This window comes from Variovorax sp. 01N429 (assembly GCF_056399425.1).
Map to the genome: position 1 here is coordinate 1 of NZ_JBFTRG010000034.1, position 20,174 is coordinate 20,174.

Consider the following 20,174-nt stretch of genomic DNA (forward strand, 5'->3'; position numbering starts at 1 on the left):
GCGCACGACCCGTACGCCTACCTGAAGGACGTGCTCGAACGGCTGCCCACTCAACCTGCCAGTCGCATCCAAGATCTGTTGCCGCATCGCTGGCAGCCTGCGGCCTGATTGCGCCACCGCTCGTCAAGACGGGTTCGCCGGACGCATACCTTGCATCTCCCTTGCAAGCCCGATCGCATGCGCCGTCAAGCCCACGCTAAACCTCGAACTCGGGCGTCCTGCACGCCAATGATTCTCAGGATGGGTCTGCAATCACGGCGCCCGCGACCTGTAATAGCGACTGCAAGTGCAGCGATCGAAGCTTGACCACCGAATCGCTCCGCAACGGGCATTGCGATCGGCATAGTTGCGGATTTTGGCGCCACCGAGGCAACGAGCGCTGAACTCGCGCCGAGCGCCCGAGCGAGGGTCACAGACGACAGAATAGCCACCATGCAGGCAGCTAAGAGCGCAACGGACAGTTCGCGCCAAACCGGTCTCAGGCGCTGGAACTGGACGAATAGAGGCACGGCCAATGCGACAGTGGCGGGACCAATCAGTGAACGGAGGAGACCAGTGGCTTCGGCATAGGCGGGATATGCAACGCCGCAAAGCTTGATTACCAGCACGATCAGTGCAGCACCAGTGGCGACCGGGATCAGAAAGGGGCCGGCATTGCGCCATCGAAAGGCACGAAGAGCTGCGGCATATATGGCAATTGTCGTCAACGACCATCCCATCGCCGTGGCAAGTTCCGCTTTCACCTGGACTCCTCTTTTCGAAGCAAGCGCTGAAGAATCACCGCTGTCACCATCAGCGTTACGACCGTCCCCATCAGGCAACTTGCGAGGAACTGAATCCAATGCCCCTGGAGCAGGCCCAGATGATCCAGTACGCCGGCAACAACGGGCATCAGGAATAGCATCATGTGCCAGAGCAAGCCGCCAGCGGCAAGCGCAAGGGGGCGCGTCACCCCACCTATTCCATTCAACCGGCGAAGAGCAGAACCATGCCCACCAAGGCGCCCGGAATCGGAAGCCCCAAACGAGTGACTGCCTCATCCCCGAGTTTCTCAGCAAGGAACAAGAATCCTGTTCCGACACAAAACAGCGCTCCATCGAAGAGCCAACGCATCGGCGCGGAAGGAGAGCGAAAGACAGTCATCAGAACAGGGGCGAGCAGAAAGCGAACGTCGCGACTGAGGGAGCTTCCGCGCCAGAAGCACGGAGCCAAGCGTGCAAGCCCTCATAGTTTGGTTGCGTGCATCAAGCTTCATCATGTCACTGGCCCATTCGTGCGAGCAGTGCAGTTCAAACGAATTTGCATCGCGGCGCGCTGCGCCCACAGAATCCTGGCCGCCTGAGGGCAGCGCAGAGCAAGCGCAGCCGCACCTTGGGCAAGTCGCTCAAGCGAGCCGTCATCCCCGCCGAGTTGCTTTGGCACCGCGCACCTCAGCAACCCGGAATCCACCACTTGGCGAAAGGCCGCGAGCCCCGCGGAAACCACTGTCTCCTTTTCGTTCGTGCTGCGGGGCGGTGAAGTCTGGATCTTGCGCGAAGGCATCATGGATCGATCATGCTGTCGATCCGCTGGTCGGTAAGATTCAGATTTCGGAATTGGTGACCGTATCAGATGGCCGACAACACGCCAACTCGCTATGAACAGCTCGCCGACGACATGGCCCAGGCCATTCGGGAGGGCCTGCTGAAGGCCGGGGATCGCCTCCCCTCCGTGCGCCAGACCTGCCAGCGCCGAGGCGTCAGCCCCTCCACCGTCTTCCAGGCGTATGGACTGCTGGAGGCGCGCGGCATCATCGAGGCGCGGGCGCGCTCCGGCTATTACGTGAGGGCGCAGAAGCGGCCCTTGCGCTCCCTGCCCGAGGCCGCGGTGCCTCGATCGGAAGCCACCGAGGTCGCCGTCAGCGCCCTGGCTTTCGGGCTGCTCGAGACCACGCGCGATCCGCAGGTGGTGCCGCTCGGGTCCGCCTTTCCCGCACCGCACCTCTTTCCGCTGGACGAACTCGCGCGCGCGGGATCCCGGGCGATGCGCAAGCTGCGGCCCGAGCAGGTCACGACCGCGCTAACAGTGGGCGACGAGGGATTGCGGCAGGCGCTGCGCCGGCGGTACGCCCTGCAGGGCGTGCCGCTGGCGGCCGACGAGCTGGTGATCGCCAACGGCGCCATGGAGGCGCTGAACCTGTGCCTGCAGGCCGTCACGCGTCCCGGCGACATCGTCGTTGTCGAATCACCGACCTTCTATGCCTCGCTGCAAGCTCTCGAACGTCTCCATCTTCGTGCCGTCGAGGTCGCGACCGATCCAAGCGAAGGCGTCGTCCTGGAGGACCTCGAGCGCCTCCTCGACGCGCACGAGGTGGCGGCCTGCTGGTTCATGCCCAACCTGCAGAACCCGCTAGGCGCACTGATGCCCGTGGCGCGCAAACGCGCGCTCGTAGAGCTGCTCGAGAGCCGTTCGATTCCGCTGATCGAGGATGACGTCTACGGCGAGCTCTACGCGGAGGTCCGACGTCCGCCGCCGGCCAAGGCCTTCGACCAGACGGGCAACGTGCTTCATTGCGCATCGTTCTCGAAGTGCCTGGCGCCCGGCTACCGGGTCGGCTGGGCCGCAGCGGGCCGCCACGCCGCGCAGGTGCTCCGGCTCAAGATGATGACCTCGCTATCCACGTCGATTCCTTCGCAGCTCGCGATCGCCGACTACCTAGCACAGGGCAGCTACGACCGCCATCTGCGCCAGCTTCGAGCGGCCCTGTCGACGGAGCAGAAGCGCGTGAGGCGACTCATCGAACGCCACTTTCCCTCCGGCACGCGCGTGACCCTTCCAGCTGGCGGGTACTTTCTTTGGCTGGAACTGCCGCCTACCGTGAACGCACTTGAGCTGCACCAGCGCGCGCTAGCGCTCGGTATCAGCACGGCGCCTGGGGTCTTGTTCTCGGCCGACAGGCGCTTCGTTCATCACCTGCGGCTGAATGTCGGCCACCCTGGCGATGCCCGCGTCGACGGCGCCGTGCGCTCGCTGGGCCAGATCGCCGAGGCCATGACCCGGGATTCGAAGCCCTCGCGCGCGATCGCCTGAAGCCGCTACCCGGCGCGTTTAGGGTCCGAGGCCGACGTCTCCATCAGTTCGAACCACATCGCGTGAGCACCGCGAACGTCGCTGCCAACGGCAGCCCCAGCAACCAGGCCAAGTACCACATGTTTTCTCCTTCCAGCGCACGCCTCGTTCAGTAGGCGTGCGTTCGACCATCTTCAATCTGACTGGCGTCCACCTTGCCGCGGAGCACCGCGTACACCCAGCTCGTGTAGGCCACGATCAGCGGCAGGAAGATCGCCGTGACCACCAGCATCACGAAGAGCGTGAGATGACTGGAAGACGCGTCCCACACAGTCAGGCTCATGGCCGGGTCCAGCGAGGACGGCAGCAGGAACGGAAGCATCGAGACGCCGACGCTCGCGACGATGGCACCGACGGCGAGCCCGCTGCACAACAGCGCCGCCAGTTCGCGCCGGGCGGCCATCGCCCACGCGGCCAGCAAGGCCCCGATCACGCCCAGTGCCGGAACCACCCACAGCCCGGGGTGCGCCCCCTGGTTCGCGAACCATGCATGCGTTGCGCGCACCACCGTCTTGAGGAGCGGATTGGAGGGTCCCGTCGGATCGATCCCGCTCGTGATCTCGTAGCCCTGCATCATCGTCGCGAGCAGCACACCGGCGACGATGTACAGCAGCGCGGTCGCGAGCGCGGCGACGATGCCGATACGGCGCGCACGCAGTTGTATCGTGGCGTCGGTCTTGAGTTGCAGCCACGCCGCGCCATGCATCAGCAGCATCGCAAGCGAGACCGCGCCTGCGAGCAAGGCAAAGGGATTGAGCAGCCCGTTCCCTACGTTGAGCTTGCTGCCGCGCGAGTCGCCACTTTAAGGTCAACCGAGGAACGGTGGCTTGGTCTCTACGTCCAGCTAATGCGTCAGCCGAAAGCTAATACCTGCGGGCAGAAGATTGAGTCTCGAACGCGGAACCACCGAGCGGCACCGCATCTTTACCGGCGATAAGCGAGTGAGTCACCTCCGCCAGGAGGAGGGCCCCCAAGACCATTCCCGCACCGACCAAGCTCAGGTAGTGCCGGTCAATGTTCAAGAGCACAAGTCCACCCACAATGCTGGAGCAGGCCAGGCCGCCATAAGTGGCCGTGTTGTTCAGCGCCAAGAGGAGCGGCGCGACCGTGGGCGCCAGCTTCACCAGCCGGTGCTGCTGGGGCACGATGACGCCCCAGCCACAGAAGCCCCATATCGTCAGCGAAACGACCGCGCCCACCATGGACCCGGACGTCCACGGAAGCACGCAGAAGTTGACGAGGGCGATTGCAAGAGCCGCATTCATCACGCTGCGGCTCCCGAAGCGGTCGACGAGCCGCCCCGCGAGCAGGTTTCCGATCGTGGCCGACACGCCCCAGACGAGCAGAACGGTCGCAAGGACTTTCTCATCGCCCCCTGTCGCCCGGTCCAGGACCAGGCCGACGTAGGTGTAGACCATCAGCAATCCGCCGTTGGCGAAAACACTCGTGAGCAATGCCAGCGCCACGCGTGCATCGTGGATGGGAGCGAAGCGCTCCCGAAGGCTCACGCGTTCGGGTGATTGGACTTCGTTCAGCAGCCACCACACAGCAATCATCGCGACGAGTCCCAGGGCCGCCACGAACCAAAGCGTTGCCCTCCAGCCGCCGAAGCCTCCGATGAACGTCCCGAGAGGCGAACCGAGGGCAGTCGCGCCCGCGAGGCCCGCGGTCACGATCGACAGCGCATGGCCTCTGCGCTCCGGCGACGCTATGGACGATGCGACCCCGAGTGCGGTCGGCGAGAACATCGCTGCACCGAGGCCAGCCAACGCACGACTGAGCAGCACTGTGTGCAGGTCCGTTGCCTGCGCGCTGATCGCATTGCCTACCACGAAGATCCCCAGCGCAACGACGAGAAGCGGCTTGCGACGCCATTCCCCCGTGACGGCGGCCATCACCGGCGCCAGGACGGCGAAAGACAGTGCGTACACAGCCACCATCTGGCCAGCCACGCTGACTGAAGTACCGAGTGAGGAAGCAACACCCGGCAGGATGCCAGCAACTACAAAGTTGTCGGTTCCCATGGCGAACATGCCAAGGGCCAGAACGATCAATCGCGAATCCACATGAGCTCCATTCAAGTGCAAGGTCAAACTACGCGAGCGCCTTCTCCGCGATCCGGGCAGTTTCCGCGACCATGTCGCGCAGCCAGATGTGCCCGGCGTCGTGCTCATCGCGGCTGTGCCAGACCGCACGCATGATCGACGTGCCGGCCTGATAAGGGAGCGGCCGACGACTCAGCTCTCCGCTCCTCGTGAGCGCCACGGCCAGGGACGCAGGCACGATGGACAACATCTGCGTATCACGAAGCAGTGCCGGAATGGCGAGCGAGTGCGGGACCGTCATCCGCAGCCGCGGCTGCGCCTTGAATCCCAGGAGCGCTTTCTCCAATGCATGCCGATCGAACATGTCGGACTGACGCGCCGGTCCGCGTTCGACGATGAAACCCCCGAAAGCGCCTTCATCCTGACCGCCCACGGAGAGGGTAACGAGCGGGTACTTGGTCAAGTCGCCGAGCGTGAGCTTCCGACGAGAAGCCGGATGTCCCTTGCGCATCAGGACTGCCTCCCCTTGCGACATCAGCGTTCTCGAATTTAGGCGAGGCGGCACCTTGGAAAAGATGCCGAGGGCCAGGTCGATGCGTCCCAGGTCGATCTGCTCGACCAGAGCGAGCCGCGTCGACGGACGGATGACAAGGTCTACATCCGGTGCCTCCTTTTGCAACTGGCGCGACAGCGGCGCAATGATCACGGTTGTGACGTGGTCGTTCGCCGCGACCACAAAGCGCCGCCTGGACTCGTCCGGAGAAAAGGGCTCAACACCCAGGGCGTCCTCGATACGGCGCAGTGATTCCCTGAGCGTCGGCGCCATCGCCGTCGCACGTCCAGTGGGCGCCATGCCCTTTCCGGTGCGCATGAAGAGTTCGTCGCCGACCAGTTCGCGCAGCCGCCGCAGCGCGTGGCTGACCGCCGATTGGGTGAGATTGAGGCGCTTGCCCGCTAGCAGCAGATTGCGCTCCTCGTAGACGGCTTCGAACACCTTCAACAAGTTCAGGTCCGCGCGGCCGATGCTCATGGCGTCACCGTCCAGCAGGCCGAGTGTTGACCGGCAAGCACAGCAACGCTGTGAGGAGCGCTAAGGTGATGTGACAGATGTACAGCGGCACGAATGTGACATGGGTCAGTTCGCCCTGCCCAAGCAACAGGACTGTGACCGCAACACCCATGACCGATCCCACCTGCCGCGTGGCTTGGTTCACGGCGCTGCCAACGGCGTAGTGCTCGGCCGGCAACCGGTTGACAGCGGCCGCAGACAGCGATGGCAGCAACATCCCGATGCTCGTGCCGCTCAGCATTAGCCCCGGCAGCCAATGCGCGAAATAGGCGGGTGTCTCGCCAGGTACGAGCAGGAACCAGAGTCCGCTGCATGCATACAGAAGCCCGCCACCCACAAGGAACGGCTTGTGCCCGGTGCGCGCAGCAATCCGCCCAGAGAGGATCGCGAAGGGAATCACAAGCAACGGGCCTGGTGTGATCGCAAGCCCTGCACGCAGCAATGGGTACTGCCAGACCCGCGTCAAGTAGAAGAAGAAGGCGAAGAACATCATCGCGAACGCCGCACCAAACACCAGGGTGGCAAGGTTTACGAAGGTGTAGGTGCGGTGTTTGAACAGCTTGGGATCAACCAGTGGAGTTGCAGCCACGCGCGTCCAACCAAGGAATGCCAGAAGCGCGATCCCCCCCAACAAGCCTACGCCTGCCAGTTCAACGGCGGCCCAGCGAGGCGACTCGAACTGCACGATGGCCAGCGCCAGTGCGCCCACGCCCACCATGAGAAGGGCCATTCCCACCCCGTCGACTGGACGGGGACTATCTGGTTTCTTGGCTTCCCGCAGCAGTTTGGCGCCTCGCCAAATGGACCACGCACCTAGGGGCACATTCAGGTAGAACGCCCATGGCCAACCCAGTGTCTCGATCACGAAGGCCCCCAGACTCGGTCCCACCGCAGCGGCCAGTCCGCCCACTGCGCCCCAGAGACTGACCGCCACCGCCCGCTTGGCGGGAGGAAATGCATCAAGGACGATGGACAGCGACGCTGGTGTCAGCAGCGCCGCACCGACAGCCTGTAGCACGCGCGCGGCGACCAGCAGTTGCACATTGGCCGCGAGTCCACATCCGACCGACGCAACCAGGAATAGCGCCACGCCCGACAGGAACACCACCTTTCGACCATGGGCGTCAGCCAAGCCTCCGGCCGGAATCAACATCGCCGCGTAGACCACCGTGTAGGCGTTCAGAACCCAAGACATATCTGCGGCCGAGGTCTGCGGAAAGCTCCTGCCGATGGCGCCAAAGGCAGCAAACAGAAGAGTTGAGTCCATCGAAACTAAAAAGACGGCGACGCTGGCGATCCGAAAGACCGCCCAGGACGCAGCACGAGCCCGAGCCGCGGCATCAACCGTCTCGGAGGCAGTAGCGCAATTCACAAAGAACTCCTTCGAAGTGTCAGACCAGCCTGAGGCCGACCACGCCAGCCAGGATCAAGGTGATGCAGGCGATCCGCAGCGGCACGACAGGATCACCGAGCACCAGCATCCCGAGCACTGCCGTCCCCGCAGCGCCGATGCCGGTCCAAACTGCATAGCCCGTTCCTACTGGCAGCGTGCGGAGTGCAAGCGAGAGCAGCCATACGCTGGACACGCCGCTGGCAACCGTGAGCAATGACGGCCACAGCCGAGTGAAGCCCACGGAAGACTTCATGGCCAAGGCAAAGGCGATTTCAAGTAGCCCTGCAATGCAGAGCAGCGTCCACGCCATGGCGATCAGGCCTTCGCTGCTGCAGGGGGCGAACGGAACGCCACACCGAAGCGGTTGAACGCATTCATCAGGGCGATGGCATACGTCAGGTCGGCCAGCTCCTTGTCATTGAACTCGGCGGCAGCGGCCTCGTAGTCGGCGTCAGGAACGCCTGTCTCCGCAGCTAGCGTCACGGTCTCGGCCCACGCCAGTGCTGCGCGCTCGCGCTTGGTAAACATGTCGCGGGCGTCCCGCCATACCGGAACCAGGACAAGCTTGTCCACCGCGAGTTCGGCCTTGAGCAGGTCGCGGCTGTGCATGTCAATGCAGAAGGCGCAGCCGTTGATCTGCGACACACGCAGATACACCAAGTCAACCAGGCTCTTTTCCAGCCCGCACTTCTGCACGCTGACGTACACGCCACCGAAGGCCTTGAAACCTTCGGACGAAGCCTTTGCGTAGTCGATGCGTTGATTGTTCATGACGATTCCTTACGTGAAGTTGAAGAGTCGTCATGGTCTTTGATCATGGCCCTGCCAGAAAGAGCCAAGATATGCATTCCTTGCTAGGCCATGATTTCGCCTGGCGCTGCTACAACAGGCGTTGGATTCGGATGCCAAGTCTCTTGGCCGTCAGCTGGGAGTCGATATTGGTGAAGCCGAGGAGGATCGCAGGCGTCACCGCCGCACCGAGCGACCAGTCCGAGAGCGCCTCCGCATAGAGGCCTGCCTCCCGCAGCTCTGCAACCAGACGGCGATCGGAACGGCGGGCGTTCAGCCGAAGCACCAAGTGCATGCCACCTGGTGCGACGTCAATCGTCGCGTGCTTGCCCAGTGCGCTCGCCAGACCTGCAATCGCGTCCTTCCGGCGCTCTGCGTAGAGCTTGCGCATGCGCTGGATATGCCGCGCGAAGTGCCCCTCGGTGATAAAGGTCGTCAGGATGGACTGGGTGAGCCATGGACAACCTCCTGCAACGACCTCACTGACCTCTTCGAAGCGAGTCACTTCTGAACTCGGCACGACCAGATAAGCCAGCCGAATGCCCGGAAACAGCACCTTGCTGAACGTGCCCGCGTACAGCACCCGACCCTCGCGATCCAGGCTCTTAAGTGCAGGCAAAGGACGACTGACATACCGGTACTCGCCGTCGTAGTCGTCCTCGATGATCCACGCATGTGCGCGCGCGGCCCAGTCGAGCAAAGCCTGGCGGCGCGGTAGCGAGAGCGAAACGCACATCGGACTCTGGTGTGCCGGCGTCACCACAGCCGCACGTGCTCGTGGCGCAAGCTTCACGCCCTGTGCCACCATCATTCCCTCGCCATCCACGGGAACGGGCACCACGCCGATACGCCGCTGCCCCATGAGCACACGTGTTGGCGGATAGCCCGGGTCTTCCAGCCATACCTGATCACCCTCCTTCAACAACGCGTGCGCGATCAACTCCATGGTCTGCCGGTAGCCGGACGTCACGAACACTTGCGATGCATCGCAAGCGATACCGCGAGCGACCTGGAGATAGGTGGCAATCTCTGCCCGCAGCTCAGGAAGCCCTTGCACGGGCGGGTGGGCCATGTCGGCCGGCTGCATGGACCGCACGCAGCGAGCGCCAAGACGGGCCCACAGCTTGCGCGGGAACGCGTCCAGGGCGGGCAGGCCCATCTGAAACGGCAAGATGGAATCCGGTCTGAAGCTCGCCGCCGAACTGCCACCGTGGGATCGACGCTCGGGCAATCCAACGGGCATGCGTGGCTTGAGGCCGGGGGTCACGATGGTCCCAGCCTGGCCACGCGCCTGAATGTAGCCCTCGGCCGCCAGCGAGGCGTAGGCCGCCTCAACCGTTCCTCGCGCCAGGCCCAACTCGACCATCAGCGCCCGTGCCGAGGGGATGCGGTCTCCCGGCTTCAACACACCGGTTGCGATGGCGCGACGGAACCGCTCATGAATCTGGCGATACAGGGGCTCAGTCGACGTTGGGTCCAATGCGGACAAGACATGCGGAGTGGTCGTCATGGCCCATTCATCTTAACGATTCATGGCTCTTTTACGTAGGCCATTGCGAGCCAAGAATACCGTGCATGAACATCCTTCACATCAGCTGCAGCCCGCGTGGCCGGGCGTCTGAGAGCCACCGGCTCTCCCAACAAATCATCGACTACCTCCTGAAGAGCACACCGGCCGCGACAGTGGTGGAGCGTCTGCTCGGCGAAGACGCCTTGATGCGCATCGACGAAGACTACGCGCTGTCGCAACAGTCGTCTTCGGACGCGTCAAAGGCGGGAACGGCGGCAACGTCTGAAGTCCTGATCAAGGAACTCGAGCAATCTGATTGCCTTGTCATCGCAACGCCCATGCACAACTACACCGTCCCTGCTGCACTGAAACTCTGGATCGACCATGTCGCTCGAGTGCGACGCACCTTCGATGTCGGCCCGACCGGGAAGGTGGGATTGTTGCGGGACCGTCCTGTCTTCGTTGCAGTGTCCTCGGGCGGAAGATTCTCCGGCGAGAGTCCACGGCAACCAGATTTCCTAACGCCTTACCTGAAAGCCATCCTGGGCATGATCGGCCTTCGCGACGTGAGCTTCACCTCCGTCGAAGGTGTCGCCTCTGGGCCAGCAGCGGTTGCAAGGGCCAGGGCTCAAGCAAGCCTGACCTTACAAGATCACTTTGCCAATTGGCAGTGGAGGCGCGCGCAATGATCCGTCCCGCCGCTCAACCGGCCGACGCTGTGGCCAGGGCCACAGCCAAGCTGTCATTGACTCTTCGCACCCTCGGCAAGCTGAACCTGCGGTACGGCAGCTTCGCAGGGAGTGTGCGCGCATCGCAATGTCGTAGCAGCCCGCCTAGGCAGGCAACTCGCCGCTGGCGCCAGCGGACATGCTGGCGATCTCCATCGTCCATCGGGATAGCGCAAGCATCTGCTCTGCTACGAAGCGGCGCGTCGTGTCGTCGGTACACAGGCCGCCCGCATCGAACTTGGACCCAGCAAGCGTCACGAACACTTCGGGCTTCGGAAGAACCATCGAGTTCATGAACAGCAGGACCTTGCGCAGGTCGTACTGCACGCGGGCGCCGCCTACGGGTCCGGGCGAAGCCGACAGCACAGCCACGGCCTTGCGCGAAAAGGGTTGGTCGTCGCCTCGCGAGAGCCAGTCGAGCAGGTTCTTGAACATGCCGGGAATGGAGAAGTTGTACTCGGGCGTCGCAATGACGACCGCATCGGCCCGACGTACACGTTCGCGAAGCTCGACGACTGATGAATGAAGCCCACGGGCTAGGAGATCCGCGTTGAAAGGTGGGATGTCGCTCCATTCGGCAATCTCGAGCGTTGTCCCGTCGGGCATCGATTCACCGGCGAGTCGAAGAAGGGCGCGGTTGATCGAGTTCGTGCGAAGGCTTCCGCAAATTCCAAGGATGTTCATTGTTTGAAGGTAGTTGAAAAATGTCGGGTCGATCAGGCAGGAATCGCCGGCAGGGGATCCGGCACCTCCACGTTGTAGGAGATGCGCCCCGCGGGCAGGAAGAACAGCGCGATCACGGCACCGTGCTTCACCTCTGGATAGTGATGGCTGCCGGGCGCCGGGGCGGTCCATCCGCCATAGCACCAGCCATTGGGGCCCGCCAGGGCTGCGCCGTCGTCGAGCGGGATGACCATGTTGAACTCGCCGTACGGATGCGCGTGGTACTGCCCCCGATAGCTTCCTTCCGAGTTCTTCTGAACATTGCCCACATCACTGATGTAGACCGCGGTGATGCTAAAGCTGAGGGTCTCTGGGAGCGGATCGCATATGCGGCTTCGACGGTAGTGCGGGCCGTCGATCTCGATGTTGGCGGCCCACCCGTCGCGAACGCCTGCCCTGACCAGTGTGGACAAGTCTTCGTAGAGGGGCGTGCCCGGCCCATACTTGGCATTCAGCCAACGCTCCACCTCGGTCCCGGTCGTCATGTTCTGAATCTCGGTGAGGAACGGCAGGCTCCTCGCAATCAGCTTTTCTCGATCTGTCATCGTCTAGTCCTTTGTTTGCTGCGGGGTGCTCAGTGTTCGAGTCGGCGTAAGCTCGCCGTTGCCTTCGAACCCCCACGACCCGTACAGTGCCAGCAAGCAAGCTCGTTCGGAAGCGAAGAATCTGCAACATCCCCATGCATGAGATGAATCACGAGCGCAGAAGTCACAGCGCCATGCTTCCGGAACGCATCGACCTCAACCTGCTGCGTGTCTTTGACGCGGTGCTCGAAGACCAGAACCTCGCGCGCGCTGGAAAGCGTCTCAACCTGAGCCAGTCCGCCATCAGCCATGCGATCGCGCGCTTGAGGCAGGCACTCGACGATGAGCTCTTCGTTCGCACGCCAAGAGGCATGGAGCCGACCGCAAGGGCACTCGCGATCGCGGCACCCGTTCGCGAGGCACTGCGCAAGATCCACGAAGCGCTCGGTGCCAAGCCCTTCGATCCGGGAACCACGGCCCGTGGCTTCGTGCTGGCGGCGAACGACTACGTCACATCGGTCCTGCTGCTCAGGCTCAGCAGGCACATCGTGAAAGTCGCGCCCTTCATCGACCTGGTGATCCGCCCTTCGACACGGCTGGACCTGGCGGAGCAGTTGGATGTGGGTCGTATCGACCTCGCCATCGGCATCTTTGCCGAGATACCTTCGCGCTTTCAGAGCGAGGCTATCTGGAGCCAGAAGGAGATGTTGGTCATGCGCAAGGATCATCCCCTGGCGGCGCGCGGCCCGAGTGTCGAGGCGCTCGCCGACTTTCCACTCGTGACGGTGTCGGTCGGCGGGCACGAGGAAGGCGCGGTCAGCGGATACATCTTCGAGCGGGGATTGGCACGCCAGTCGGAACTTTTCGACAGGCAGGCATTGGAAGACGCGATGCGGGAAGTCGGCAGGCGACCCCGATACGGCGTGACCCTACCGCACTCTCTGGTCATCGCGGACCTGCTGACGAGCAGCGACATGGTCGCGATCATTCCGCAACCGCTGCTGGCGCTCATGACGGCGAGCGGAGATCTGCAGGCGGCTGACCTTCCCTACGACGTACCCACGACGACTTTGCGGGCACTCTGGCATCAGCGGTTCGAGTACGACCCGGCGCACGTCTGGCTCAGGGAGCAGGTACTCGAAGTCGCACGCGCCTGAACTTCGCAGCGACCCGTTTGGTTCATGGCGGCATTGCACACAATTCAATTGATTGTGCGCTCGGCAAGTGCCAGTATCGCGGCATGACTATCGCAATTTCGCCACCCGACTGGGCTGTGCCAAAAGTTCAGTTCCAGCACATGATGGAAGCGCTCGTCAGGTCGAGGACGGCGGTCCGCGCCTTCTCCCCTGGGCCCGTTTCGAAGTCCGACGTCCGGAAAATTCTCGACGTTGCCCGCCATGCCCCCAGCAACTCCAATACGCAGCCATGGTTCGTGCACGTGCTGGAAGGCGAGCCCAAGCAGCGCTTTACCGAGGCGGTGCTGCGCTCGCACGAGGAGGACGCGCTGCCTCCGTCCAAGCACTTCCCCGACGACTTGCCGGCGCAGTGCAGGGACTGGCAGGCCGATTTCGGCGCCCGCTACTACAAGCTGCTCGGCATCGACCGCGAAGACGTGGCAAGCCGCTACCGGCAGACAGGTCGAAACTACTGCTTCTTCGACGCTCCGGTTGGCTTGATTTTCTCGATCGACAAGCGCCTGACGAAGCATAGCTGGCTGGACTTCGGACTGTTCCTGCAGACGCTCATGCTGGTGGCCAAGTCAAGGGGCTTGGACACCTGCCCTCAGGTGTCGTTCGTCCGGCATGAGCCGGTCATCCGGGATTTCCTGAAGTTGCCGGAGAACCAGAGTGTCGTCTGCGGGATGTCGCTCGGTTACGCACAGAGAGATGCCGCACTCAATCGCATGGGGATGCCGCGTGCCGAGGTCGACCAGTTCGCGACCTTCTGGGGCTTCGAGCGGGAAGCCTACTAGGCTCTTTCCGCAAGGCCACGACCGATGCGAATGAGCGCATCGTTCAGCACCTTCATGATGCGCTCGCGCGCCACATCGTTGAATCTCACCGCAGGGACCGCGACGCTCAGGGCGCCGAGTGCCGTGCTGCTGCTGGATAGGATCGGCACGGCCAGGCCGATGATGCCCGGCGTGAATTCTTCCGAGACGAAGGCGACGCCGGTTTCGCGAACGGACTTCATCTGTCGGCGCAGCTCCCGCACGGTCTTGATCGTGTTGGGCGTGATGGCCTCGAACCGCACCGTCTGCAGGTATTGTTCCTGCTGCTCCTTCTCCATGAAGGCAAGCAACGCCTTGCCGCCCGATGTCGCATACAGCGGCGCAAGGTCGCCTTTGCGCATGTGCGAGACCAGGCGCTGGGAACTGCTGACGGTGGCGACAACTTCGGATTGCATCCCTCTCAGCTGATTGAAAGCGCTCGACTCGTCGATTGATGCCGTGATCTCCGCCAATACGGGCTCCACGATCCCGAGGATGCTGCGTCCCTGGTTGGCCTTGGCCGCGAGCCTTCCCACGGCCTCGCCCAACCGGTAGCCGCGAGATACGGCCGAGTAGTCGATATAGCCGCGGGCGGTCAGGTTTCTCAGCAGCTGGGTGAGGCTGCTCTTGGGGATCTCCAGGGCTTCCCCGATGTCCGTGTGCGACATGTCCTGTCCCCTGCGTGCCAGCAACTCCAACAGATCGAGCACCCGGTCTGCTGACTTCACCGTACCCTGTGTCGCGTCCTGCATGAAACTTAACTCGCTTCTGTGATCGTCATTGAACCCGGCGAGGCTACTTCAATCGCCGGGACTGGCGCAAGCTCGGCTCAGCCAAGGTCTTCGTCGGGCCGGTAGTCGACCTGGTGCCTCGCCACGCGCAAGGTCCCTAGGGCGTGACGGACGGCAAGATGGGCAGGGTGGGCCGCATAGGCATCCAGGTCGCGCTGCGATTGGAACTCCGTGTAGAGCACGACATGGCACGAATGGTCGGCATGGCTGGTGTCGACACCGACTTCGAGCAGGCGCATCCCCGGCACCTTTCCGCGCAGAGATAGGAACCGTGCCCGGACCTCGTCGATGTTTGATTGGCGTTCGCGAGTGCCTTCGCCCGCGATGTCCCACATCACGATGTGCTTGATCATCGGGTCGTCCGGTCCGCGCTTCGTCCAAGCACGAAATCGCGGCGCAGGACAGCCATTGGCGAGTCCAGATGCGCGCCACAGGGGGTCGGCCCAGGCTGCGCGCAGCTTAACTTCTCGATCAGAGAGTCCTTGACGCCGAAGACGACGTCCGAGTCGAGGTAGTCGCTGTCCGCCAGAAACAAGTGGGTGACGAGGGTCTCATGCCCGTCTGCCGCGACCATGAAGTGGACGTGGGCCGGCCGGAAGGGATGGCGCCCCTGCGCTTCCAGCATTTCGCCGACTGGGCCATCATCGGGAATAGGGTAGGCCGCGGGCACTGCGCCGATGAGCCAGAAGTACCCCGCGTCATCCGTTCGCACCCGGGCCCGGCTGCTCAACCTCATTCCGTCCTTCTGCACGTCGTAGAAGCCCGCTTGATCCGCATGCCAGATGTCGACGCTGGCGTTCGCCAGCACGTGACCGTCCACACTGCGCACGCTTCCCTCAATTAGGAGGGGCGGGCCTTCATCGGGTCCGCTGATGCGGGCGCCCCTCGAAACTTCGGGCGCGTGCTTCACGTAGAACGGGCCCAGCACCGTCGTCTCGGTCGCGGCGCCCGGCAGCCGATGATTGAGGGCGTCGACCAGCACGGACACGCCCAGGGCATCCGACAGAAGAATGAATTCCTGGCGGGTGGGCGTGCACATCTGCCCGGTGCGCGTCAGGAAGTCGATCGCCTGCTCCCATTCTGACTGATTTGGTTCAATCTCTCGCACGAAGTCGTGCAGGTGGCGGATGAGCGCTGTGCCGATTTGCCTCGCGCGCGGCGAGGCGCAGCTCTCGAGGCGTTCGATGACCGCCCCCGTAATGTTCTTTTCGTCGAAGTTTCGCATCTGAGAGTTCAGTCCTTGTGGGGCGCCGAGCCGTCGAAGGCGCGGCGCAGTAGTTGACGAAGCGGTTGGAGTTCCATTGGACGAGGGTTCCAGTAACCATCGGTCAGCGCGAGCTCAAGCGCACGCTCCAATCCGGACTCGGGCATACCGATGGCCTTTAGCGAGGTCGGAAGGCCGAGCCCTTGGACCATCCCGTACAACTGCAACCAGGCCTCGTGTTCGCCACCTAATGCACGGCGAAGGCGCGACATGGCTGCCGGCGCCGACCTCGCGTTGTATGCGATGGAATGCGGCAGCATGACCGCATGCGTCTGCGCATGCGGCAGATCGAAAGCGCCGCCGAGCACATGGCAGAGCTTGTGATGAAGCGCCATTCCGACCGTGCCCAGGCAGACGCCACACAGCCACGCGCCGTACTGCGCGTCGGAGCGCGCGCCGAGGTCGCCCGGCTGCGTCACTACCGCAGGGAGGCTTCGCGCGAGCGCCGTGATACCTTCTTCAGCCATGAGGGAAACGATCGGATTGGCATCCCGCGCGTAGAGCGCCTCTGCGGCATGAGCGATCGCATTCAATCCGCTGCTAGCCGACATCAGCGCAGGCAGCGACAGCGTCAGTTCCACGTCATAGATGACGACCTGCGGCAGTAACAAGGGCGATCGTCGCGTCTTCTTCACGCCGGCTGCCGTCTCGCCGAGGATGGGCGTAACTTCCGATCCGGCGTAGGTCGTCGGAACTGCGATCTGGGGCAAGCGAGCGCGCAGGGCCAGCGCCTTGGAGAGGCCGATCGCGGACCCGCCGCCGACTGCGACCAGTGCATCGCAATGTCGCGTCTGAACAATGGCCAAGGCCGCTGCGGTCACCTCAGTCGGCGTGTGCATCGTGGCGCCGTCAAACAATGCGCCCGCCAGGCTGCCTATTCGCCGGGCCAGCGCACGTCCCTCGGCTTGTTGCTCTGGCGTGGTAATGATCAGCGCGCGCTTGGCGCCCAAGCGTTCCAGTTCCGCGCCGACATCGGCCAAGCGGCCCGCGCCGAACAGAATGCGCGCGGGACTGACGTCATAGGAAAAGTGTTGCAAGGGGGCCCCGCGATTAGAGCCGTGCGCCCGCAAGCCATGCTTTGCCGCGGCCATAGAGCGCCTCTACCTCGGCACCCACCAGTTGCGGCATATCGCGCTTCACGTCGTAGCCGAGCTGCACCTGGATGTAGGCCAGGTGCCGATAGCCAGCCGGGAATCTCGCCAGCGCGGCCTGGTCCAGCTCGAGCTTGGCGGTGGGATCGATCGGATCCACCCGGTCCTTCTCGTAGATTGGCTGACGGAGCACCATGCCCCAGCGGCCTGCGCGTTTCTCCAAAAAATCATAGAAGCGGCCGGTGCAGACAACGTCGCACGCCACACCCTGGACCTGCCCGCGCTGGGAAATAGTCATCTTCGTCTGCGCGACCGCACGGTCACCGACCAGATCGATCGAGGTCCCACCCAAGAAGTGCAAGATGCTGACGCCCTTGGCCCAGCCTTCCTTCGTGACTCGGATGAACTCGGCGGCGGGCCCCTGGAACCAAGTTGCCTGCATCACGCCGTCGTCGTGCCACACGGTGGCGAACCGCTCCCAATCGCCGGCATCGCGCCACACGGCCCAATTCTGGATGAGATCGCGGATGGCAAGACGGTCTTCAGTTTCGTTCAACATTCAAAAACTCCATAAATGCCTTAGCGCCCCCAGGGGCGCGGGCCTTGTTGATCAGGTCGCAAGCGTACTCGATTGAAGTTCGTGTGCACGAACTCGGCCACGATCATGAACTGAGTTTCTTTGGTCGTCAAGATTCGAACCAGCAATATTCCTTGCCAGGACGAGCAAAGTACTGAGCAAACGCACGCGGCGTTTGTTCATATTTGAGAACTGTGCTCTTTAAATGCACAACGTGCAACGACGGGATGCAGATTCATCACTTCCACGTCACTCGCCCTTCTGACAGAGTCAGCGGTCCCGAATGAGATCCACAAAGAGACAAACCATGCGCAATCCCCCTACCCAGGATGCTGGCGACGGCGCCAGTCCACTCGACGTCACAACCGTGATCGATCAAGGCAGCTTCTCTCCATCGCAACGATGGATCATGCTTTTGTGCTTCCTGATCATGGCCGCCGATGGGTTCGATACCGTCGCGGTGGGCTATGTCGGTCCTGCGTTGGTGGCGGCCTGGGGGGGCTCCAAGCTGGCGCTCGGCCCACTCTTCAGCGCTGCCCTGATTGGCCTCGCCGTCGGCGCCCTCGTCGCCGGCCCCATGGGCGACAAGTTCGGCCGTAAGAAGGTGCTGATCGGATCGGTTCTGGCCTTCGGCCTCTGCACGCTGGCGAGTGCTCTCGCGACCTCGATGATCCAGCTTACGACCTTGCGCGTGCTGACCGGTATCGGGCTCGGTGCCGCCATGCCGAATGCCGTGACCCTGCTGTCCGAGTACTCGCCGGAGAAGCGTCGCTCGCTGCTCGTCAACATCATGTTCTGCGGATTTACGCTCGGCGCTTCGGTCGCCGGCTTCACCTCGGCCTGGGTGATCCCCGTCTACGGATGGGAGAGCATCTTCATCATCGGCGGCGTGGCCCCGAGCGTGCTCGCGGTCGCACTGTTCACGCTTCCCGAATCCATCCGCTTCCTGGTGATTCAAGGCCATCCCGCCGACAAGATCACGCGGATCCTGCAACGCATCGACAGGCGCTTCGTCGAGCCCAAGGGCGGCTATTGCATCCCGCCTCGAGAGATCGCGGACGGAAAGGCGCCACTGGCAGTCCTCTTTAGTTTGGACTACCGGATTGGCTCCTACCTCCTGTGGCTCACGTCGTTCATGGGACTTGTCGTCTACTACCTGATGACAAGTTGGATGCCGACCTTGATGCGCGAATCCGGCTTCTCGCTGAAGCAGGCGGCCATGATGACTGCGCTGCTGTCCCTCGGCGCTGGCGTCGGGCCCGTGATCTGCGGGTGGCTTATGGACAAGGTCAATTCGTACCGAGTCGTCGGCGGCAGCTTCGTCCTCGCCGCCATCCTCGTCCTCGCGACCGGTCGCAGCCTCGAGAACGTCGGCGTGTTGCCGTACCTGATATTCCTCACTGGCGTCTTCCTCGCCGGGGCATTGACCTCCATGCCCGTCCTCGCATCATCGTTCTACCCGACGCGCGCACGGGCATCGGGCGTGGCCTGGATGCTCGGGATCGGGCGATTCGGTGGCATCGTGGGCGCATTGTCCGGCGGCCCCTTGCTCAATGCGGGCTATAGCATCGGACTCATCTTGTCGCTCCTCGCACTTCCGGCATGCATTGCGGGCGCTGCCCTTCTCCTTCAATCGTGGATCGCCGCGCCACCCTCGGCGGCAAGGCTTTCCGCCGAGCCGCGAACAACGCACTAACAAACTTTGGACGACTTGGTCCATAAGAGGGCGCGCGAGCTGGACGCACTTCTCGAGGAGCCCCATGTTTTGGCCGTCGAATTGGTGCGCTCCGCCGCTACTATCGAGCGGCAGGGGATCAATGAAAGTTAATCGGACGGAGATCACGCTCATTTCGTACTGACTGGTCACCTGCTGCCAGCGTCACGACTCGGTGGGACGCGGGGTCTGTTTCGGACATGCGCGAACGCTGTGTCGCGCCTCGGCGTACGTCTGCAACGGGCACGTACCCGACCGATGGGGCACGTGCCTGATGACAGCTTAGCGACGGTTTGCCGACAAGGAATGTTCTGCCGACGTACTTCCGCTCGTGGCCGGGACTGCCTGTTCGCCAACCTCTCCAATAGAAGTCGTTGGCTATTCCGGGCGATAGCGCCGAAGGTCAATACCAACGACGACCAAAGGCACCCAGACAGGAGCATGTTACCAATTGAGAGTGGACTAAAAGGTACGGCAAGTTCCAGCGCGGGTTTCCTATAGAAAAGTGACGCGATGACTGCCGACCAGCAGCGGCTCACTTGGCGGCGGCGTAGAAACCCACGGTTCTACACGGGCGGGCTTCGCCGGAACCCAGGCCCAATATCAAGAAATCGAATCGCGTTAACGGCTTACCGGCCCCGCCGGTGGAGCAGACAGCTCACCTTGCGAGATAAGTGATTCATACGTCCGCCTTCAGTATGGGCGGGCCCGGAGAGAAGATGCCCTGACGGGTCTGTAGGTCGGGCCGATAGATAACGAAGCCTCCGCTGGCAGCTCTTACCTTGTATGACTTGGACGGCGTGGTTGCCGATTCGACCATGTTCCGGAGCACCCGCTGGGCGCGCGGGGACATCTCTC

General features: G+C 63.0%; 21 protein-coding genes and 2 pseudogenes. 6 read left to right on the forward strand and 17 right to left on the reverse strand.

The genetic code is table 11. The features are described 5' to 3' along the window. On the forward strand, nt 1–108 hold a 108-nt coding region (locus tag AC1DSF_RS29900; protein ID WP_478183967.1), incomplete at its 5' end, for a transposase domain-containing protein. Between the two features lie 77 nt (nt 109–185). Here AC1DSF_RS29900 and AC1DSF_RS29905 read toward each other — a convergent pair. Both AC1DSF_RS29905 and AC1DSF_RS29910 read right to left on the reverse strand, forming a co-directional pair. Further along, a complete protein-coding gene (locus tag AC1DSF_RS29905) occupies nt 186–743 on the reverse strand; it encodes an LrgB family protein (protein WP_478183980.1) in 558 nt (185 codons plus the stop codon). Then, a complete protein-coding gene (locus tag AC1DSF_RS29910) occupies nt 740–952 on the reverse strand; it encodes a CidA/LrgA family protein (protein ID WP_478183981.1) in 213 nt (70 codons plus the stop codon). The genes AC1DSF_RS29905 and AC1DSF_RS29910 overlap by 4 nt, the downstream gene beginning before the upstream one ends. A gap of 659 nt (nt 953–1,611) precedes the next feature. Here AC1DSF_RS29910 and AC1DSF_RS29915 point away from each other — a divergent pair. Next, the gene (locus tag AC1DSF_RS29915) at nt 1,612–3,069 is read left to right on the forward strand and encodes an aminotransferase-like domain-containing protein (RefSeq protein WP_478183982.1); all 1,458 of its coding nucleotides are present in this window, start codon (nt 1,612–1,614) and stop codon (nt 3,067–3,069) included. 5 nt (nt 3,070–3,074) lie between these two features. Here AC1DSF_RS29915 and cydX read toward each other — a convergent pair. The 8 genes and pseudogenes from cydX to pdxR all read right to left on the reverse strand — a co-directional run bounded on the left by cydX (nt 3,075) and on the right by pdxR (nt 9,914). Next, a pseudogene (gene cydX, locus AC1DSF_RS29920) lies at nt 3,075–3,190 on the reverse strand (cytochrome bd-I oxidase subunit CydX). 27 nt (nt 3,191–3,217) lie between these two features. Further along, nucleotides 3,218–3,871 (reverse strand): annotated as a pseudogene (gene cydB / locus AC1DSF_RS29925) (cytochrome d ubiquinol oxidase subunit II); the annotation flags it as partial. A 100-nt stretch (nt 3,872–3,971) separates the two neighbouring features. Next, nucleotides 3,972–5,174: an MFS transporter gene (locus tag AC1DSF_RS29930; RefSeq protein ID WP_478183983.1), complete on the reverse strand. Its 1,203-nt coding sequence runs from the start codon at nt 5,172–5,174 to the stop codon at nt 3,972–3,974. 28 nt (nt 5,175–5,202) lie between these two features. After that, nucleotides 5,203–6,183, reverse strand: coding sequence for a LysR family transcriptional regulator (locus tag AC1DSF_RS29935; protein ID WP_478183984.1), 981 nt, complete (start codon nt 6,181–6,183; stop codon nt 5,203–5,205). Nucleotides 6,184–6,187: 4 nt separating this feature from the next. After that, nucleotides 6,188–7,594 carry an MFS transporter gene (locus AC1DSF_RS29940; RefSeq protein ID WP_478183985.1) on the reverse strand — a complete coding sequence of 469 codons (1,407 nt, stop codon included), beginning with the start codon at nt 7,592–7,594 and terminating at the stop codon, nt 6,188–6,190. 19 nt (nt 7,595–7,613) lie between these two features. After that, complete coding sequence (locus AC1DSF_RS29945) at nt 7,614–7,925, reverse strand: DMT family transporter (protein ID WP_478183986.1); 312 nt, start codon at nt 7,923–7,925, stop codon at nt 7,614–7,616. 5 nt (nt 7,926–7,930) lie between these two features. Beyond that, complete coding sequence (locus tag AC1DSF_RS29950) at nt 7,931–8,386, reverse strand: carboxymuconolactone decarboxylase family protein (RefSeq protein WP_478183987.1); 456 nt, start codon at nt 8,384–8,386, stop codon at nt 7,931–7,933. 109 nt (nt 8,387–8,495) lie between these two features. Beyond that, nucleotides 8,496–9,914: a MocR-like pyridoxine biosynthesis transcription factor PdxR gene (gene pdxR, locus AC1DSF_RS29955; RefSeq protein ID WP_478183988.1), complete on the reverse strand. Its 1,419-nt coding sequence runs from the start codon at nt 9,912–9,914 to the stop codon at nt 8,496–8,498. Between the two features lie 65 nt (nt 9,915–9,979). Between pdxR and AC1DSF_RS29960 the strand changes: the two genes are divergently transcribed. Next, nucleotides 9,980–10,603, forward strand: coding sequence for an FMN-dependent NADH-azoreductase (locus tag AC1DSF_RS29960; RefSeq protein WP_478183989.1), 624 nt, complete (start codon nt 9,980–9,982; stop codon nt 10,601–10,603). A gap of 144 nt (nt 10,604–10,747) precedes the next feature. On the opposite strand, the gene AC1DSF_RS29965 is transcribed toward AC1DSF_RS29960, so the two are convergent. Both AC1DSF_RS29965 and AC1DSF_RS29970 read right to left on the reverse strand, forming a co-directional pair. After that, nucleotides 10,748–11,326: an NADPH-dependent FMN reductase gene (locus AC1DSF_RS29965; protein ID WP_478183990.1), complete on the reverse strand. Its 579-nt coding sequence runs from the start codon at nt 11,324–11,326 to the stop codon at nt 10,748–10,750. 32 nt (nt 11,327–11,358) lie between these two features. Beyond that, nucleotides 11,359–11,910, reverse strand: a complete 552-nt coding sequence (locus tag AC1DSF_RS29970) for a 4-hydroxylaminobenzoate lyase (RefSeq protein WP_478183991.1) — start codon at nt 11,908–11,910, stop codon at nt 11,359–11,361. A gap of 173 nt (nt 11,911–12,083) precedes the next feature. Between AC1DSF_RS29970 and AC1DSF_RS29975 the strand changes: the two genes are divergently transcribed. Together AC1DSF_RS29975 and AC1DSF_RS29980 are read left to right on the forward strand one after the other, a co-directional pair. Beyond that, nucleotides 12,084–13,046 carry a LysR family transcriptional regulator gene (locus AC1DSF_RS29975; RefSeq protein WP_478183992.1) on the forward strand — a complete coding sequence of 321 codons (963 nt, stop codon included), beginning with the start codon at nt 12,084–12,086 and terminating at the stop codon, nt 13,044–13,046. 17 nt (nt 13,047–13,063) lie between these two features. After that, nucleotides 13,064–13,861: a nitroreductase gene (locus AC1DSF_RS29980; RefSeq protein WP_478183993.1), complete on the forward strand. Its 798-nt coding sequence runs from the start codon at nt 13,064–13,066 to the stop codon at nt 13,859–13,861. On the opposite strand, the gene AC1DSF_RS29985 is transcribed toward AC1DSF_RS29980, so the two are convergent. The 5 genes from AC1DSF_RS29985 to AC1DSF_RS30005 form a co-directional block, all read right to left on the reverse strand. Next, on the reverse strand, nt 13,858–14,631 hold the full coding sequence (locus tag AC1DSF_RS29985; RefSeq protein WP_478183994.1) for an IclR family transcriptional regulator: 774 nt from the start codon (nt 14,629–14,631) through the stop codon (nt 13,858–13,860). The genes AC1DSF_RS29980 and AC1DSF_RS29985 overlap by 4 nt on opposite strands. Before the next feature lie 77 nt (nt 14,632–14,708). Next, on the reverse strand, nt 14,709–15,023 hold the full coding sequence (locus AC1DSF_RS29990; RefSeq protein ID WP_478183995.1) for a Dabb family protein: 315 nt from the start codon (nt 15,021–15,023) through the stop codon (nt 14,709–14,711). Beyond that, nucleotides 15,020–15,895: a dioxygenase family protein gene (locus AC1DSF_RS29995; protein WP_478183996.1), complete on the reverse strand. Its 876-nt coding sequence runs from the start codon at nt 15,893–15,895 to the stop codon at nt 15,020–15,022. Before AC1DSF_RS29995 ends, AC1DSF_RS29990 begins: the two co-directional genes overlap by 4 nt. A gap of 8 nt (nt 15,896–15,903) precedes the next feature. Further along, nucleotides 15,904–16,971: a maleylacetate reductase gene (locus tag AC1DSF_RS30000; RefSeq protein WP_478183997.1), complete on the reverse strand. Its 1,068-nt coding sequence runs from the start codon at nt 16,969–16,971 to the stop codon at nt 15,904–15,906. Between the two features lie 13 nt (nt 16,972–16,984). After that, nucleotides 16,985–17,584 (reverse strand): nuclear transport factor 2 family protein, encoded by a 600-nt coding sequence (locus AC1DSF_RS30005; RefSeq protein WP_478183998.1) that lies wholly within the window; start codon nt 17,582–17,584, stop codon nt 16,985–16,987. A 325-nt stretch (nt 17,585–17,909) separates the two neighbouring features. Here AC1DSF_RS30005 and AC1DSF_RS30010 point away from each other — a divergent pair, with 325 nt between their 5' ends. Beyond that, nucleotides 17,910–19,298 (forward strand): MFS transporter, encoded by a 1,389-nt coding sequence (locus AC1DSF_RS30010; protein WP_478183999.1) that lies wholly within the window; start codon nt 17,910–17,912, stop codon nt 19,296–19,298. Nucleotides 19,299–20,174 lie beyond the last annotated feature (876 nt).

Bases quoted from the DNA above. Each gene is read 5' to 3' on its own strand.
- AC1DSF_RS29915 (WP_478183982.1), top strand. From the start codon at position 1,612: ATGGCCGACAACACGCCAACTCGCTATGAACAGCTCGCCGACGACATG.
- AC1DSF_RS29990 (WP_478183995.1), bottom strand. From the start codon at position 15,023: ATGATCAAGCACATCGTGATGTGGGACATCGCGGGCGAAGGCACTCGC.
- AC1DSF_RS29995 (WP_478183996.1), bottom strand. From the start codon at position 15,895: ATGCGAAACTTCGACGAAAAGAACATTACGGGGGCGGTCATCGAACGC.
- pdxR (WP_478183988.1), bottom strand. From the start codon at position 9,914: ATGACGACCACTCCGCATGTCTTGTCCGCATTGGACCCAACGTCGACT.
- AC1DSF_RS29950 (WP_478183987.1), bottom strand. From the start codon at position 8,386: ATGAACAATCAACGCATCGACTACGCAAAGGCTTCGTCCGAAGGTTTC.
- AC1DSF_RS30010 (WP_478183999.1), top strand. From the start codon at position 17,910: ATGCGCAATCCCCCTACCCAGGATGCTGGCGACGGCGCCAGTCCACTC.
- AC1DSF_RS29935 (WP_478183984.1), bottom strand. From the start codon at position 6,183: ATGAGCATCGGCCGCGCGGACCTGAACTTGTTGAAGGTGTTCGAAGCC.
- AC1DSF_RS29985 (WP_478183994.1), bottom strand. From the start codon at position 14,631: ATGCAGGACGCGACACAGGGTACGGTGAAGTCAGCAGACCGGGTGCTC.
- AC1DSF_RS29945 (WP_478183986.1), bottom strand. From the start codon at position 7,925: ATGGCGTGGACGCTGCTCTGCATTGCAGGGCTACTTGAAATCGCCTTT.
- AC1DSF_RS29975 (WP_478183992.1), top strand. From the start codon at position 12,084: ATGCTTCCGGAACGCATCGACCTCAACCTGCTGCGTGTCTTTGACGCG.
- AC1DSF_RS30005 (WP_478183998.1), bottom strand. From the start codon at position 17,584: ATGTTGAACGAAACTGAAGACCGTCTTGCCATCCGCGATCTCATCCAG.
- AC1DSF_RS29965 (WP_478183990.1), bottom strand. From the start codon at position 11,326: ATGAACATCCTTGGAATTTGCGGAAGCCTTCGCACGAACTCGATCAAC.
- AC1DSF_RS29970 (WP_478183991.1), bottom strand. From the start codon at position 11,910: ATGACAGATCGAGAAAAGCTGATTGCGAGGAGCCTGCCGTTCCTCACC.
- AC1DSF_RS29960 (WP_478183989.1), top strand. From the start codon at position 9,980: ATGAACATCCTTCACATCAGCTGCAGCCCGCGTGGCCGGGCGTCTGAG.